General features: G+C 72.2%; 11 protein-coding genes, 1 tRNA gene, 1 pseudogene and 1 riboswitch. Of the genes and pseudogenes, 7 read left to right on the top strand and 6 right to left on the bottom strand.

The window, feature by feature from the left end:
* Positions 1-383 precede the first annotated feature (383 nt).
* Positions 384-1,643 (bottom strand): PP2C family protein-serine/threonine phosphatase, encoded by a 1,260-nt coding sequence (locus tag AB0761_RS18850; protein ID WP_377270232.1) that lies wholly within the window; start codon positions 1,641-1,643, stop codon positions 384-386.
* Positions 1,644-1,956: 313 nt separating this feature from the next.
* Positions 1,957-2,325 carry a chaplin gene (locus AB0761_RS18855; RefSeq protein WP_377270233.1) on the bottom strand — a complete coding sequence of 123 codons (369 nt, stop codon included), beginning with the start codon at positions 2,323-2,325 and terminating at the stop codon, positions 1,957-1,959.
* A gap of 251 nt (positions 2,326-2,576) precedes the next feature.
* Between AB0761_RS18855 and AB0761_RS18860 the strand changes: the two genes are divergently transcribed.
* Entirely contained in the window at positions 2,577-3,023 is a 447-nt protein-coding gene (locus AB0761_RS18860) for a hypothetical protein (RefSeq protein WP_377270234.1), read from the top strand.
* A gap of 132 nt (positions 3,024-3,155) precedes the next feature.
* On the opposite strand, the gene AB0761_RS18865 is transcribed toward AB0761_RS18860, so the two are convergent.
* Positions 3,156-3,244: transfer RNA gene (locus AB0761_RS18865), tRNA-Ser, on the bottom strand.
* 55 nt (positions 3,245-3,299) lie between these two features.
* Positions 3,300-4,787 carry a trypsin-like peptidase domain-containing protein gene (locus tag AB0761_RS18870; RefSeq protein ID WP_377270235.1) on the bottom strand — a complete coding sequence of 496 codons (1,488 nt, stop codon included), beginning with the start codon at positions 4,785-4,787 and terminating at the stop codon, positions 3,300-3,302.
* A gap of 169 nt (positions 4,788-4,956) precedes the next feature.
* Positions 4,957-5,093: riboswitch (TPP riboswitch) on the top strand.
* On the opposite strand from AB0761_RS18870, the gene AB0761_RS18875 reads away from it, so the two are divergent.
* The 4 genes from AB0761_RS18875 (at position 5,086) to AB0761_RS18890 (ending at position 9,372) form a co-directional block, all read left to right on the top strand.
* Positions 5,086-6,567: a purine-cytosine permease family protein gene (locus AB0761_RS18875; protein ID WP_377270236.1), complete on the top strand. Its 1,482-nt coding sequence runs from the start codon at positions 5,086-5,088 to the stop codon at positions 6,565-6,567. Its footprint overlaps the riboswitch before it by 8 nt.
* 37 nt (positions 6,568-6,604) lie before the next feature.
* On the top strand, positions 6,605-7,468 hold the full coding sequence (locus AB0761_RS18880; protein WP_377274208.1) for a glycerophosphodiester phosphodiesterase: 864 nt from the start codon (positions 6,605-6,607) through the stop codon (positions 7,466-7,468).
* A 248-nt stretch (positions 7,469-7,716) separates the two neighbouring features.
* Positions 7,717-8,250, top strand: coding sequence for an ATP-binding protein (locus AB0761_RS18885; protein ID WP_377270237.1), 534 nt, complete (start codon positions 7,717-7,719; stop codon positions 8,248-8,250).
* Positions 8,251-8,376: 126 nt separating this feature from the next.
* The gene (locus AB0761_RS18890; RefSeq protein WP_377270238.1) at positions 8,377-9,372 is read left to right on the top strand and encodes a DUF5926 family protein; all 996 of its coding nucleotides are present in this window, start codon (positions 8,377-8,379) and stop codon (positions 9,370-9,372) included.
* A gap of 263 nt (positions 9,373-9,635) precedes the next feature.
* On the opposite strand, the pseudogene AB0761_RS18895 reads toward AB0761_RS18890, so the two are convergent.
* Positions 9,636-10,368: pseudogene (locus AB0761_RS18895) on the bottom strand (bifunctional DNA primase/polymerase).
* Between the two features lie 839 nt (positions 10,369-11,207).
* Here AB0761_RS18895 and AB0761_RS18900 point away from each other — a divergent pair.
* Together AB0761_RS18900 and AB0761_RS18905 are read left to right on the top strand one after the other, a co-directional pair.
* Positions 11,208-12,644, top strand: a complete 1,437-nt coding sequence (locus tag AB0761_RS18900) for a PP2C family protein-serine/threonine phosphatase (RefSeq protein WP_377270239.1) — start codon at positions 11,208-11,210, stop codon at positions 12,642-12,644.
* Positions 12,645-12,798: 154 nt separating this feature from the next.
* The gene (locus AB0761_RS18905; RefSeq protein WP_377270240.1) at positions 12,799-14,340 is read left to right on the top strand and encodes an aminopeptidase P family protein; all 1,542 of its coding nucleotides are present in this window, start codon (positions 12,799-12,801) and stop codon (positions 14,338-14,340) included.
* A 44-nt stretch (positions 14,341-14,384) separates the two neighbouring features.
* On the opposite strand, the gene AB0761_RS18910 is transcribed toward AB0761_RS18905, so the two are convergent.
* A complete protein-coding gene (locus AB0761_RS18910) occupies positions 14,385-15,146 on the bottom strand; it encodes a MerR family transcriptional regulator (protein ID WP_377270241.1) in 762 nt (253 codons plus the stop codon).
* Between the last annotated feature and the right edge of the window lie 3 nt (positions 15,147-15,149).

Consider the following 15,149-nt stretch of genomic DNA (forward strand, 5'->3'; position numbering starts at 1 on the left):
GGTCGGATCTTCTCGCGGAGGGGCGCCCATGCGGTCGCCGCCCAGGGAGTCACGTCCTCCCCGGCGTGCAGCCGCCACCCTCCCGGAGAAGGATGGGCGGCCCGCCGGGTCTCACTATCAGTGATAGACCGCATACTGACGATAAAATAGACTATGGCCAAGATATTGGGCCAAATGGGCGAGCGCTCGGCTGTGGCGCACGCCCTTACTTCGCGCCCCACTGCGCCACTCCGGCCTGGCACTAGGACCACCTGGACTCCGGCAGGACTTCGACGTTTTTCCTGTTCAGAGGCAGCGAGCGCAGGCTTGTCCCTGTCGGCCCTCGACAGCGCCCCGCAGGGCGCCGTTCGCCGCTGGCTTCACCATCCCGGTCCGGGAGGTTCTCAGTCGAGAACCGCGAGGTGGTCGGCGGCGCCACCGTGCCACTCGACCATGAAGAGGGTGGCGTCGTCGCTGGTGTGCCCGCCCCGTTCCCTCTTCAGCGTGTGGGAGAGCCGGCGTAGGTCCGCCCGAACCCCCTGCGACGGTTCCTGCCCCAGGCGGTTGACGCAGCGGATGAGGCGTTCCTCGCCGAACGGCTCGCGGCCGGGGACGTGTTCCTCGATGATGCCGTCGGTGTAGCACAGCACCCGGTCGCCCGGCTGGAGCAGGTGCTCTCGGATCCGGGGCTCCTCGCCGCCGAAGCCGACGGGCAGCGTCGTCGCGCTGTCCAGTTGCCGTACGACCCGGCCATCGCGGATCAGCAGTGGCGCGGGGTGGCCCGCGTTGACCAGTTCCAGCTCACCGGTGGTGATGTTGATGTGCATCAGCTGGGCGGTGACGAAGTGGTCGGGGCCGAACTGCCGGGAGATGGCGTCGTCCATGAACGCGTACTTCTCGGCCAGGCTGACGAACACGCGCCGGGCATGCCGGTAGGCGCCGATGGCCACGGTCGCCATCGTGGCGGCGTCCAGACCGTGGCCCATCGCGTCGATCACGGCCATGTGCAGAATGTTGCCGTTGAGGGCGTAGTCGAAGCTGTCACCGGCGACACGGTAGGCGGGCTCCAAAATGCCGGCCACCGCGACCTGCGGCACCGTCATCGTCAACGGCGGCAGCAGGCTCCACTGGATCTCCGCCGACACGCTCATCGGCTCCCGGCGCCGGGCCAGGAAGAACAGGTCGGTGTAAGCGTTCTTGGTGACCACCATGTCGGCGACCAGGCCGGCGAGCCTTCGCACCAAGCGCCGGTCGTCGTCGCCGACGACGTCCAGGGTCAGGGCCATCACCCCCACCTGGTCACTGCCGTCCAGCAGCGGCAGATACATCCGCACGCCACCGTGGGCCTGCGGCACGTCGACGACGTCCCCGCTCAGGAAGGCCTGGCCAGCGGGGGAGCCGGCCATCGGCTCGGGCTGACCGACGTGCAGCTTCCTGCCCGCAAGCGGCACCAGCATTTCCTGTGCATAGTCCTGGAGCAGGATGGAGACGTCACGGCCGCCGATCCTGGCCACCTCCTCCGCGACCAGCGGGGCGATCAGCTGGGGCGGCATCAGCCGCGCCCGATCCAGCAGCAGGCCGAGCAGCCGCTCGCCGAACCCCTCCGACCGGTCGACTCTCTCCTCGCCCATGACCTGCCTCGCCACCTCCTTGTCGCTACCCATGCGGGTCACCGCATCCACGCAACGTGACCTGGGAAGGCCGCCGGAAGGGGCTCGGTACGCAATGTCGGCACGCACGAACAGCGCCATCAAAGACGCGGTGGTGGCCGGGCCCTCTTCCAGGAGCCCGACCACCACCGCTCTTCACCCAGGAGTCACACGACGCGGGGGCCGTAACGGATGCGGAGCGGGATTTTCTGTCCCACGTCAGGCACCCTTCTCCAGCTGGGCGGCGCCCACCATCAGCGCCCGGCTGGCCCGTCCGCCCAGCCCCACCGCTCACTCACCCACTCAGCGGCCTGCGGCCATGTGGGGTTCAGCCGCGGCCCATGCCGTCTTCGCCACCGTAGCCACCGCCACCACCACCACCGTAGCCACCGCCACCACCCTCACTGCCGCCCGACTCGTGACCGTAGCCGACGTGCGTACGGCCAATCCCCGAGGCGTTGATGCAGGTGTTGCCGAAGGCAGCGTTCAGCATCGAGAGCTTGAAGTTATGGGTGTTGCCACAGAGGTTGAGCGGAAGGCTGATCGGCTTCTGCACCACGTTGCCAGTCATGAGACCGGGCGAGCCGACAGCCGCTCCCTTGGCGTCAGCTCCAATTGCCGCGGCAGCCCCGGCGTCTGCGACAGCTAGACACCCAGCCGCCGCCGCCAGCGCGGCCACCTTTGCGATCTTGCGCATGATTGGATCTCCTCAATGCTGCGGTTCAACAGTCCGATCAACAAACCACCACCCCCCGCCGCAGGTCACGCCCACACTCTGCACGTTCACCCCAATAGCCCCACCCAGTGCCTACCAACAGGCCACCCGGCGGTACCCGGCAACCCCCGACTACCTCTGTCGAGCCCGCCTGTGTCCTGTGCCCGCCGTGCGCCGGACCGCACCCCACAGCTACCCCGCAAGGTCTGTGACCAGTTCCGCGATCTCCTCCGGTGACCACGCCCCTTCGGCGCCCGGGCAAGTGCTGGAAGCGCAGGGCCCGCTCGGCGATCCGCGAGGTACCCGCCCCGCCGGTGTACCTCCGGATGGTCAACGAGCACATCGACCGCTATGGCGTTGCCCCGGACGGGCGCCTCTACCGGGCGTCCAACGGCGGGATTCTGCTGAGCAAGGAGTACACAGCGGTGTGGAAGGAGGCTCGGAAGATCGCGCTCCCGCGCAAGATGGCCAACTCGCCGTTCGCCGAGGTGCCGTACGCGCTGCGCAAGGCGGGCATCTCGTTCTGGCTGCGCTGCGGGATGGACCCGGCCGAAGCCGCGAGCCGGGCCGGGCACAGCGTCGCCGTGCTCTACAAGTTCTACGCCAGGATCCTCGACGGCCGGCGGGAACAGGCGAATGCCCTGATCGACCGGGCGATGCGGGAGGCAGAAGGGGCCTGATTCTCGTCCACAGCCCGTCCACACACTGAGTCGACACCGGGAAACAGGCGACACGAGGTGAGACAGCAAACAGGTCGGCGGTGGTGCCGGATTGCTCCGGGACCACCGCCGACCTGCACAAACGCTCACCTGCGGAGGGCGAGGGATTCGAACCCTCGGTGACGGTCACCCGTCACGACAGTTTTCAAGACTGTTCCCTTAGGCCACTCGGGCAGCCCTCCTGGCGGAGGTCAGCCTAACGGGTCCGAGGGGGTGGGGTGCGGAGATCAGCGTGGGCTACTGGCTGTCGCCCACTCGTTCGCCGAGGGTCACCGTGGTGGTGTGGGTCTCGCCGCTGCGGGTGTAGACGACCTGGACCTGCTCGCCCGGGCGGTGCGACCAGATCTCGCTGACCAGGGTCGGCCCGCTGTCGATCGGCACGCCGTCGAGCTTGGTGATCACGTCACCGGGCTTGAGGCCGGCCTTGTCGGCCGGTCCGCCCGCCGTGACGGCCGGGGTGCCCTGGACGTCGGACGGCATGATCTGGGCGCCGTCACCGGTGTAGTTGTCGTTGCGGAGCACACCGAGGATGGCGTAGACGGGGCGGCCGCTCTTGATCAGGGTGTCGGCGACCCACTTGGCCTGGTTGATCGGGATGGCGAAGCCGAGGCCGATGCTGCCGGCCTGCTCGGTCTGGCCGAAGGGGCTGCTGCCGCCCCCGCCGCTGGTGGACTGGATGGCGGAGTTGATGCCGATGACCTGTCCGCCGGCGTTGAGCAGCGGGCCGCCGGAGTTGCCGGGGTTGATGGACGCGTCGGTCTGCAGCGCGTTCATGTAGGAGGCCTGGGCGCCGGTGGAGTCGCCGGAGGCGACGGGGCGGTCCTTGGCGCTGACGATGCCGGTGGTGACGGTGCCCTCGAGGCCGAAGGGGGCGCCGATGGCGATGGTGGCGTCGCCGACCGCGACCTTGTCGGAGTCGCCGAGCGGCAGCGGGGTGAGCTTGCCCTTGGGCGGGTTGTCGAGCTTCACCACGGCCACGTCGTAGCCCTCGGCCCGGCCGACCACGGAGGCGGAGTAGCTGGAGCCGTCGGAGAACTTGACGGTGAGCTTGCCGCCGTCGGCCGCCGGGGCGACCACGTGGTTGTTGGTGAGGATGTGGCCCTGGGTGTCATAGACGAAGCCGGTGCCGGTGCCGGACTCCTGGGAGCCCTCGGCCTTGATGGTGACCGTGCTGGGCAGGGCCTTGGCGGCGATGCCGGCGACGGAGGTGGGGGCGCGGTTGAGGGCGGCCCGGTCCACCGTGGAGGAGACGGTGGTGCTGCCGGCGGAGGAGCCGGAGCCGGAGTCGCTGTTGGCCCAGGCGCCGATGCCGCCGCCGATGGCGCCCGCGACGATGGCCACGGCCGCCACCAGGGCCGTCAGGCCGCCCCGCTTGCGGCGGGGGTACTGGGGGTCGGTGGTCGAGCCGCCGGGGGCTCCCCAGCCGCCGACGGGCTGTCCCGCACCGAACGGGTGGCCGCTGGGCGGCGGCCAGGAGGCGCGGTCGGCCGCGGTGTCTCCGGCCTCGGCGCCGAACGGGGCACTGTGCGCAGGCGGCGGCGGGTAGGCGCCCGGCTGCGGCGGAGCCTGGTAGGGCCCGCCGACGGGGGTGTCGGACGGCGCACCGTCCGACGGCACGGCGGGCTGCTGCGCCGTGCGGTCGGGAGCCGGGCCCACCGCGTCGTGGCCGCCGGCGGGCTGCGCCCCCTGCGGCCCGGTGAACCCACTCTCGTGCTCGGTGCTCACGGACGACCTCCATGGATGACAGGACCTTGGTACCCAGCATTTCCCATAGCCCGTCGGAGCGCCGTAAGCAGCACACCCGTGCGGATGATGGGTTCCTTAGGCGGTACTGATGCTCGCAGGTGGGGCCCGGCCTTGGCGCAGCAGCCCCCTGCGCCTACCATGACCTGTCGAACTGACACGCGGGAGCTTGGACCCAGACCAGGCTGAGAGGGCACCGTTCGGCCGCAGCAGCGGGCCGAGGGGGTGCCGACCGCCTGAACCTGACCGGGTAATGCCGGCGTAGGGAGTAGTGGCCGTGATGGCTTCACCATCCATGTCCCCATCCGTGGACGCCCCGTCCCAGGCACCGGACGGCGAGGCGCCGCTGGTGCTGGACACCGCTCCGCCGCGGCCGCTCGGCTTCCGGGACCAGGCCGCGTTCTGGGCCAATCTGGGCGTCAGCCTGATCGGCTTCAGCAGCGCGGCGACGGTGCTGGGTGCCGGCCGGGAGCAGCTGTCGTTCGCCGCCTCGGTGACCGCGATCGTGGTGGGCACCGTGGTGGGCACCGCGATGCTGGCGGTGGCCGCGGTGATCGGCGCCCGTACGGGGGCGCCCGCGATGGCGGTGCTGCGGGGGCTCTTCGGCACCCGGCTGTCGTATGTGCCGACGGTGCTGAACATCGTGCAGTGCGTGGGCTGGGGCGTGTACGAGCTCACGGTGATCACGATGGGCGCCGAGGCGATGACCCACGGCCGGGGCTGGCACTGGCTGTATGTGGTGCTTGCGGGGGCGGTGACCACGGCGCTGACCATCCGGCCGCTGGGCGCGATCGGGCTGCTGCGGCGGTATGTGGCGGTGGCGGTCGGGCTGGCGATGGTCTACTTCACGGTGCAGCTCGCCCGGAACGGCGTACCGGATCCGGGGGCGGGCCACTGGCACGGGTTCCTGGGCGCCACGGACTATGTGCTGGCGGTGTCGATCTCGTTCGTCCCGCTGGCCGCCGACTACACCCGGCACTCGCGCACCCCCGGCGCCGCCTTCCGCGGGACCTTCTCGGGCTACACGGTGGCGCAGGTGTGGTGCTACGTGCTGGGGCTGATGGCGCTGCTCCAGGCGCACGGCGACAGCAACCGGATCTTCGACACCTTCCTCGGGGTGACCGCGGGCTGGGCCTTCTTCGCGGTCCTGGTGGTGCGCGAGGTCGACCAGTCCTTCGCCAACGTGTACTCGACTGCGATGTCCGTGCACAACCTCTTCCCCAGGGTGGACCGGAGGCTGCTGACCGTCGGGATCGGCGTGCTGGTGACGGCGCTGGCCCTGCCGGTGAAGGAGTTCGGCAGCTGGTACTACGGCTTCCTGGGGCTGATCGGTTCGGTCTTCGTCCCGCTGCTCGCCGTTCTGGCGGTGGACTACTACCTGGGCCGCGGCAGGCACGGCGGCTGGGACCTGACTGACGGACGACGCCCCGGCCCGCCCGCTGATGCTGCTGCCGTGGCTGCTGGGCTTCGCCGCCTACCAGTTCCTGGCCCCGTCGGACATCGGCGGCTGGTGGTCCGGCTTCTGGGACCGGGTGCACGGCTGGGTGCACTTCACCCCGCAGCAGTGGACGTCCGCGTCGCTCTTCGCCTTCCTGGTCGCCGCGCTGGGCACCTGGGCGCTGACACCGCTGACCGCGCGCGGCGCGGGTGCGGCGGAGCCGGTGGCCGCGGCGGGCGGACAGGACGCGGCGGCCGGGTCGTAGCGCAACGTTCACCCGGACGTCCATCGCGCGCGGCCGGGACCCGGCGGCGGCGCCCGTAGGGTGGTGCAGGTGAGGACAGCGACACCTGGCGGCCCGGTGCGGCCGCTTGCCGTACCCAGCCGGACCGCCACCCGTGTGGTCGCCCATCGGGGCTCGTCGGACGCCGTGCCGGAGCACACCCTGGCCGCGTACCGCAGGGCGATCGAGGAGGGCGCGGACGCGCTGGAGTGCGATGTGCGGCTGACCGCCGACGGGCATCTGGTGTGTGTGCACGACCGCCGGGTGGACCGCACCTCCAACGGCCGCGGTGTGGTCTCCACCCTGGAGCTGGCGCAGCTGGCCGAGCTGGACTTCGGCTCCTGGAAGGACGGTTCGCTGCCGCCGGAGGAGCCCGAGGCGCCGGACCGGGCCCCGGAGCTGTCGGTGCTCGGCAGCGGGCCGGGGGCCTGGCGGGTGCCGGATCCGGAGCGGACCTCGGTGCTCACCCTGGAGCGGCTGCTGGAGCTGGTGGCGGACGCCGGGCGGCCGGTGGAGCTGGCGATCGAGACCAAGCACCCCACCAGGTACGCCGGCCGGGTGGAGGCCGAGCTGCTGCGGGTGCTGCACCGCTTCGGGCTGCTGGCACCCGGGCCGAGCCCGGTGCGGATCATGAGCTTCTCGCAGCTGTCGCTGCGACGGGTGCGGCAGGCCGCGCCCAGCATCCCCACGGTGTTCCTGATGGAGCGGCTGCCGCTGCGCTTCCGGGACGGCACGCTGCCGCAGGGCGTGGGGATCGCCGGTCCGGGGATCGATCTGGTGCGCGCCAATCCGGGCTTTGTGGCCCGGCTGCACCGGGCGGGCCACCGGGTGCATGTGTGGACGGTGGACGACCCGGCCGATGTCGAGCTCTGCCTGCGGCTCGGGGTGGACACCGTGATCACCAACCGGCCCCGGGAAGTGCTGGCCCAGTTGGGCCGCTGAGGCTGCTGGGGGGCCTGGGGCAGCGCCGCGGATTGCAGTGCTCCGCTTTCGCGACAGCTGGTAATTATTACCCTACTGCTTGTCATTACCGCCTTGTATGCCTTCTTCCGACTTGAGGCGATCGCTCACATCCTGTTTCCAGCCCATTCACGGCGGGCATTCACTTCTCGGCATGCGGTGGCATGCGGTAGAGGGAGGTCTCGGGGGTGGCTTTGGTGATGGCGCGCGAAGTGCCGACTTCCTCGACCATGGCATTGCCCCATGGACCCGCGAGCGTCGGTACGGCGCGGCGGCGCCTGCGGCGGGAGCTGTGCGATCGCGAGGTCCCCGACACGGTGGTGGACGACGCGGTACTGATCCTCTCGGAGCTGCTGAGCAATGCCTGCCGGCACGCCAGACCGCTGGCCCCGCTGCCCGAGCTGGATCCCCGGGCCACCGGCGGACCGAGGCGCCCGGAGCAGCCGGCGGCCGCGGACGACGACGGCGGTGTCCTGGTGGGCTGGCAGGTGCACGATGACGGCCTGCTGACCCTGGAGGTCACCGACGGCGGCGCCGCGACCCGGCCCCGCAGCGCCCGGCCCTCGCTGACCTCGCACGGCGGCCGCGGACTGAGCATCGTCGGCCGGCTGGCGGCGGACTGGGGGGTGCGGGACGCCCCGGGCGAGGTGACGGTCTGGGCGGTCCTGCCCGTACGGGCCCGTCACGCACGGCGTTCCGGCCTCGGCTCACCCGCCGTGCACCCGGTGGCCGCGCTCAAGCGGCCCGACGCCGAGAGCGCCTGACCACGGACGACGCTCCGTCACCTCCTCGGCAGACACGCCGAAGCAGTCATCGGCCCTGCCTGCCCGGCTACGCTTCCCGGCGGAAAGCATCGCCGAACGCGTCACCGCATTGGGGAGACCCGCACCATGGCCAAGAAGGCCGCCACCAAGGCATCCCAGCGCAAGCCCGCCACCTCCGCCGCCGGGGCGACCGCGGCCGACCCCGGATCGATCCCGGTGGTCGGCGCCCGCGAGCCCTGCCCCTGCGGTTCCGGCCGCCGCTACAAGGCATGCCACGGCCGGGAGGCCGCGCACGCCGTGCAGCAGCTGGTGCAGCGTCCGTTCGAGGGGCTGCCGGGCGAGGCCGACTGGGTCGCGCTGCGCGAGCTGGTGCCGTCCGCCACCGCACCGCTGACGCTGCGCAAGGAGGTGGCCGCCGACGGGGCGCCGTCGGTGACGCTGGCCACCGTGCTGCCGATGGCCTGGCCCGCGCTGCGCCGCGCGGACGGTTCGATCCTGCTGGGCCTGCAGACCCAGTCCGCCTCGGGTGACGTCAGCCGGGATCTGGCGGACGCGCTGGAGCAGGCGCTGGCCGCCGAGCCGGGCAATCCCGTGCCGCCGCGGCGTCCGGCACCGGGCGGCCCCCGGCTCCAGGACCTGCTGGACCTCTCCGCGCCACTGGAGCCGACGGTGCACAGCGGGTTCGAGTTCTGGCTGGAGGACGCGGAATCGGCGACCGGTGAGGTGGCGGCCTCGCTGGAGCGGGCCAACGCCGCGGTGATCCCCACCGAGCGGCTGCAGGGCGTGGAGTCGGCCTACTGGTGCGGCACTCCGGAGAAGAACCACCTGCGCTGGGTGATGAGCCACCCGGAGGAGGCGCTGCTGGACGCGCTGGCCCGGCTGTCGGCGGCCGGTGAGGCCTCGCTCGGCGAGTCCACCCGGCTGGTGGGCTCCTTCCGGGCGCACGGGCTCACGGTTCCGGTGTGGGACCTGCCGCGTGAGATGTCGGCGGCGGACTGCGAGAAGCCGGCGGCGGCGTTCGCGGAGCGGCTGGCCGATGTGCTGGCGGCGCCGAGCCCGCTCACCCCGGAGGAGCGCCGGGTGCGCGCGGGTCTGGTGAACCGGCAGATCACCCTCGGGTGATCCGGACCGTCGATCGGATGCCGAAAGGCAGCGCTCGATCACGAATCGCGTGAGTCGCGTCACATTTCTGTCGTCCGACCGGAATGTGCAGGTCGAGTTCGCTCGAGGGAATTTGCGGATCGAGCGATCCTTGTTACCGTTTAAACAGCCCGGTCGCTGGTGCATCCCCCGTCGCCAGCGGCCGGGCGCTCTACGTTCCGGCCCGTGTCGTTCCGGGCTCTGCCGTTCCGGGTCGCGGAATTCCGGCCCGTACGGCCCCGGTGTCAGTACGCCAGGCGGCTTCCGTCGGGCGTCGCCACGCTCGCCGCGACCAGCGCACCCAGCAGATCCGCGACCCCCGGCCCAGGGCGCCCCGGCGGGCGACCTCGGATCCGCCACCGGCGGACGCTCCCAGCGGACCCCGCCGCTCCCGGTACGCGACGGCGGGAGCACCACATAGCCCGCGGGGCCGTGGTACCGCAGCGAGGTCGGCACCCAGTCCTGCTGCGCCAGCAGGTCGCCCAACTCGTCGAAGCTGTAGGGGCGGACCAGCAGCACATGGCGGTGGGGCGAGGCGACCACCGGACCGGTGCGCACCCGCAGGGCGTCGAAGTAGTCCAGCACCCTGGCCCCGGCGGCGGCCGGCAGGCTGACCGCCGCGACGGCGCCGCCGGTGGCGGCGACGATCGGCGCGTCCGGCCGCTGGGTCCACCACCAGTGCACCATCCGGGGATCGGTGGTGGCCGCCAGCAGCGGCGGGTCGTAGGGGTGGGCACCGGGTACGGGGCAGTCGCCCCTCGGGCAGACACAGCTGCGGGCCGGACGGCGGCGTTCGCCGTCGCCGCGCTCACGCCGGTCGCCGCGCTCCTCGCCCCGTTCGCCGAAGCGGTCGCGCAGCGGGCGCGGCTGCACTCCCGCACCGGGAACCACGGGCCATCGCCACTGCTCCGCGCAGGTCAGTGCCGCGGACAGCAGTGCTGATCTGTTCCTCCGTCGCCTTCCGAGGATCTCGCGCATGAGCGCTCGTTCCTTTCCGTGACCGTTGAAGGATCGGGCAGTGACAAGCGGGGCGGTCTGCTGCGCGCCACAGTAAGAGCACCACGTCGGACGCCGGTTCCGGTACGTGGCGGGGGGTGGCGGATGGTGGCGTTTGCACTCCGGGCCCCCCGTGGGGGTTTCGCCGCCTGCCGTACGGGGGATGCTCCCGGGTTCTCCGTGCAGCAGGGTGGTGCGGGATCTGCTGTGTCCGTGCGACGGGGTGGTGCGTCTCCTGGACGGGAATCCGTTCGGTGTCCCTCGGTGTCCGGAGTGACGCCGTACGGCGGGGGGTGGTTCCACCGTACGGGTATGAGCGGTCCCGGGCTTCCGGGCGCACCTCCATCGTACGGTCCGGGGTCCGCAGGAGAGCAGTCCTGCGGTGGTGTCGCCCCTGTCCAAACCGCCCCACCGCCCCTCGCTGTCCACCGGCGCCGCCCCGGCGTCTCCGGTTCGTCTCTCCGATATCGCATCTCCCACGCCGACGGTTCGGAGTCGGATGGGACGGATGCCGGCTCCGGTGTCCGGATCCACCTCCCCCGGCCTCTGCCGCCACTTCCGTCCCGGGCCTGCAGCACGCCCCCGGATCGCCGGGGCCCCGGGCGGTGCGAGGGGCCCCGCGGCCACCCAAGGCAGCTTGAACGATCAATCAAAGGGATGCTTTTCGGCCGAATTTCGCGGCCGGGACACCAGCGATCCGCCGGGGCCGCAGTTCTGGACACGCCCGACCGGTCTGTGTAGAAGTGAGGTCATTCCTTGCTTTATGGCATCTCGTGGGGGTTCACCCGCCCGACCGGGCAGCCTCCGGAAGGGCGGATGGCATGACCGAAACGCATCCCTCCCCCACCGGTATCGGCAGGCCGCACGCCGGCTCTCCCGAGCACGCCTCCCCTTACCAGGACGGCCTTGTGGGCAGCGAGTTGGGCACCGGGCTGGGCACAGCCGTCGACCTGCCCTCACCGGGCGCCCCGGTGGAGCAGCTCACCGCGGTCCAGGACCGGCTCGCCGCCTGGCTCTCCGACTTCGCCGGCCTGCACGAGCACACCGAGCACCTGGCCGCCGTACGCGGCCTGGACGCCACCCTCGGCGCCGTACTGGACGCCGGCGCGGCACTGCTCGGCGCCCGCCGCGGCATGCTGGTGCTGGACGCCTCGCACGGCGACGCGACCGGCCTGGGCCTGGACCGCTCCTGCCGGGGAGCGCTGGAGACCGTCCCCAGCGACACCGGCCCCTACGCCGGCCTGCTGGCCCGCGAGGACCGCCCCGCGCAGCTGCTCCACACCGACCTGGCCGGCAGCCCCGGCCTCGACCCCCGCTACCGCGCCGTCGCCGCCCAGCTCGGCATCGGCGCCTCCTGCGCGCTGCCGCTGGCCACCGCCGAGGACGGCCCCCTGGGCGCGGCCGTCTGGTTCTACGACGAGCCGTCGGAACCCTCCGAACGCCAGCAGCACCTGACCCGCCTGTACTGCTCCTTCGCCGCCCCGCTGATCGCCAAGGAGCTGGAGCGCGAACGGCTGCACGCCGGCTGCGAGGCGCTGCGCCACGGACTGCTGCCCGACCGGCTGCCGCGCGTCCCGGGAATGCGGCTGGCGGCCCGCTGCATCCCCGCCGCGCTGGACCGCTCCGCGGGCAGCGACTGGTACGACGCCCTGGCCCTGCCGGAAGGGGCGCTGGCCCTCACCGTCGGCAGTGTCGGCGGTGGCGGCACCGGCGCCGCCACCGCGATGGGCCGGCTGCGGTCCGCACTGCGCGCCTATGCGGTGCTGGAGGGCGAGGATCCGGTGGCGGTGCTCGGCGATCTGGAGCTGCTGCTGAAGACCACCGAACCGGCCCGCTCGGCGACCGCCCTCTACGCCTATGCCGAACCTGCCGAGCGCCGGATCACGCTGGCCGGAGCCGGGCACTGCCCGCCACTGCTGGTCGGCGACCGCGGCGCGGCGTTCGTGGAGACCTCGCTGTCGGCGCCGCTGGGCATGCTCAGCTGCTGGGAGGCGCCGGGGGTGGAGCTGACCGCCGGCCGCGGTGACGCACTGGTGCTGTACACCGAGGGTCTGGCCCGGCGCTGCGGGCCCGGCCTGGAGGCGGGGCAGGCCAGGCTGCGGGCGATCGCGGCGGAGGCGCCCTACGAGGTCCGCAGCGACCCGGACCGGCTCTGCGACCGGCTGCTGGCCGCCGCCTGCGCCGAGGGTGCCCGCGCGGACGGTTCCGGCGGCGAGGCGGTCGACGACCTGGTCCTGCTCACCGCCCGGTTCGACTGAGGCAGCCGCCCCGGCACCGTGCGGTGCCGCAGCCGGCCCGTCGGCCGAACGTGCGCTCGGACCCCCCGCCTACGATGGGGAGGACCGCCCGACCGCCTGTCCGAGACCCGGTAGGCGCAGCCGGGCGGCCCGACGACGCAAGGAGGCGACGTACGTGACCCAGGACCGCACCCCGGCGGCGGCGGAGAACCCCGAGTCGGCCGTGCCCGACGAGGGCGAGCAGCCGATCAAGGGACGCAAGAACGGCCTCTACCCGGAGGTCTCCGACGAGCTCGCCGCACTGATGAAGAGCGGCTGGGCCGACACCGAGCTGCGCGATCTCCAGCCGATCGAGCAGGCCCCCTACGCCGCCCGGCGGCGGGCCGCGCTCTCCGCCCGCTTCCCCGGCGAGCGGCTGGTCGTCCCCGCGGGGAACCTCAAGACCCGCTCCAACGACGACGACTACTCCTTCCGCCCGTCCAGCGAGTACGTCCACCTCACGGGCGACCAGACCCAGGACGCCCTGCTGGTGCTGGAGCCCCGGCCGGACGGCGGCCATGACGCCACCGCCTATCTGCTGCCGCGCTCCGACCGCGAGAACGGCGAGTTCTGGCTGGACGGCCAGGGCGAGCTGTGGGTGGGCCGCCGGCACAGCCTCACCGAGGCCGCCGTGCTGCTGGGCCTGGAGTGCCGCGACGTCCGCAAGGCGGCCGAGGAGATCGCCGCCGCCGCGGCCGCCGACCCGGCCCCGACCCGTATCGTGCGCCGCCATGACGCCGCCCTGGAGGCCGTCCTCGCCGAGCTCGAGGCCGACCGCACCGAGCAGCGCACCGACCCGGAGACCCCCACCGCCGCCGAGCAGCGCGACGAGGAGCTCAAGGTCTTCCTCAGCGAGCTGCGCCTGGTGAAGGACGACTGGGAGATCGGGCAGCTCCAGGCCGCCTGCGACTCCACGGCACGCGGGTTCACCGATGTGGTCCGGGAGCTGGCGCAGGCCGTCGCCTCCTCCGAGCGGTGGATCGAGGGCACCTTCTGGCGCCGCGCCAGGGTCGAGGGCAATGACGTGGGCTACGGCTCCATCTGCGCCGCAGGCCCGCACGCCACCACCCTGCACTGGGTGCGCAACGACGGGCAGGTCCGGCCGGGCGAGCTGCTGCTGCTGGACGCGGGCGTGGAGACCCACACCCTGTACACCGCCGACGTCACCCGCACCCTGCCGATCAACGGCACCTTCAACCCGCTGCAGCGGCGGGTCTACGACGCGGTGTACGACGCCCAGGAGGCCGGTATCGCCGCAGTGCGGCCGGGTGCCCGCTACCGCGACTTCCACGAGGCCGCGCAGCGGGTGCTCGCCGAGCGCCTGGTGGCCTGGGGCCTGCTGGACGTGGATGTGGAGAAGGTGCTGGAGCTGGGCCTGCAGCGCCGCTGGACGCTCCACGGGACCGGCCACATGCTGGGCCTGGACGTCCACGACTGCGCCCACGCCAGGACCGAGGCCTATGTGGACTCGGTGCTGGAGCCCGGCATGGTGCTCACCGTCGAGCCGGGACTCTACTTCCAGCCCGACGATCTGACGGTGCCTGAGGAGTACCGCGGCATCGGTGTCCGGATCGAGGACGACATCCTGGTCACCGAGGAAGGCAGCCGGAACCTGTCGGCGGGCCTGCCGCGCCGTGCCGACCAGGTCGAGGAGTGGATGCGCGGCCTGACCGGCTGAGCATCCGGCGGGCGGGGGAGTCCGCTCCCCCGCCCGCCGCGGGCTCAGCCCTCCGCCCGGTCGGCGTTGGCGACCATGGCGTCGTGCAGCCACTGCGCCAAGCCGGGCCGGACCTTCTCATAGGTCGCGGTGAACCGCGGGTCGGCGAGGTACATCCCGGCGAGCCCCCGGTGGATGGCGTAGGAGCAGTCGTAGAAGGAGTCCGAGATGGACTGCCGGTGCTCCTCCGCCAGCGCCATGGCCTGCTCGCTGTCCGGGGCGTGGCCGGCCGCCATCGCCTCGGCCAGCCTGCGGTTGAGGTCGTCGCCCGCCGCCTTGATCCGGACCCAGTCCTGCTTGCCGTACCGGGCGGTGCGCTGCTGGGACTGCCGCCAGACCTCGCTGTCGCCCCAGCGCTGCTCGGCCTCCACCTCGTAGTCCTCCGAGTAGCCCTCCCCGAAGATCTCGAACTTCTCTTCGGGGGTGAGGTTGATTCCCATCTTCCGTGCCTCCATCGCTCTCTCCACTGCTGCGGCCATCTCCTGGAGCCGGGCGATCCGGTCGGTGAGCAGCCGGTGCTGCCGGCGCAGGTGCTCACTCGGGCCGGTGCCCGGGTCGTCCAGGACGGACGCGATGTCGTCGAGGGAGAAGCCCAGCTCGCGGTAGAAGAGGATCTGCTGCAACCGGTCCAGGTCGGCTGCGCCGTACCGGCGGTAGCCGGACGGTGTGCGTCCGGCCGGCGACAGCAGCCCCACCTCGTCGTAGTGGTGCAGGGTGCGTACGGTCACCCCGGCCAGCCGGGCGACCTGCCCCACCGAGTAGCCCATGGG

The organism is Peterkaempfera podocarpi (assembly GCF_042466665.1).
GTDB lineage: Bacteria > Actinomycetota > Actinomycetes > Streptomycetales > Streptomycetaceae > Peterkaempfera > Peterkaempfera podocarpi.

Excerpts from the sequence above, each read along its gene's own strand:
- AB0761_RS18850 (WP_377270232.1), bottom strand. The coding sequence starts at position 1,643 with ATGGGTAGCGACAAGGAGGTGGCGAGGCAGGTCATGGGCGAGGAGAGA.
- AB0761_RS18855 (WP_377270233.1), bottom strand. The coding sequence starts at position 2,325 with ATGCGCAAGATCGCAAAGGTGGCCGCGCTGGCGGCGGCGGCTGGGTGT.
- AB0761_RS18875 (WP_377270236.1), top strand. The coding sequence starts at position 5,086 with ATGGCTTCACCATCCATGTCCCCATCCGTGGACGCCCCGTCCCAGGCA.
- AB0761_RS18885 (WP_377270237.1), top strand. The coding sequence starts at position 7,717 with ATGGCATTGCCCCATGGACCCGCGAGCGTCGGTACGGCGCGGCGGCGC.
- AB0761_RS18890 (WP_377270238.1), top strand. The coding sequence starts at position 8,377 with ATGGCCAAGAAGGCCGCCACCAAGGCATCCCAGCGCAAGCCCGCCACC.
- AB0761_RS18900 (WP_377270239.1), top strand. The coding sequence starts at position 11,208 with ATGACCGAAACGCATCCCTCCCCCACCGGTATCGGCAGGCCGCACGCC.
- AB0761_RS18910 (WP_377270241.1), bottom strand. The coding sequence starts at position 15,146 with ATGGGCTACTCGGTGGGGCAGGTCGCCCGGCTGGCCGGGGTGACCGTA.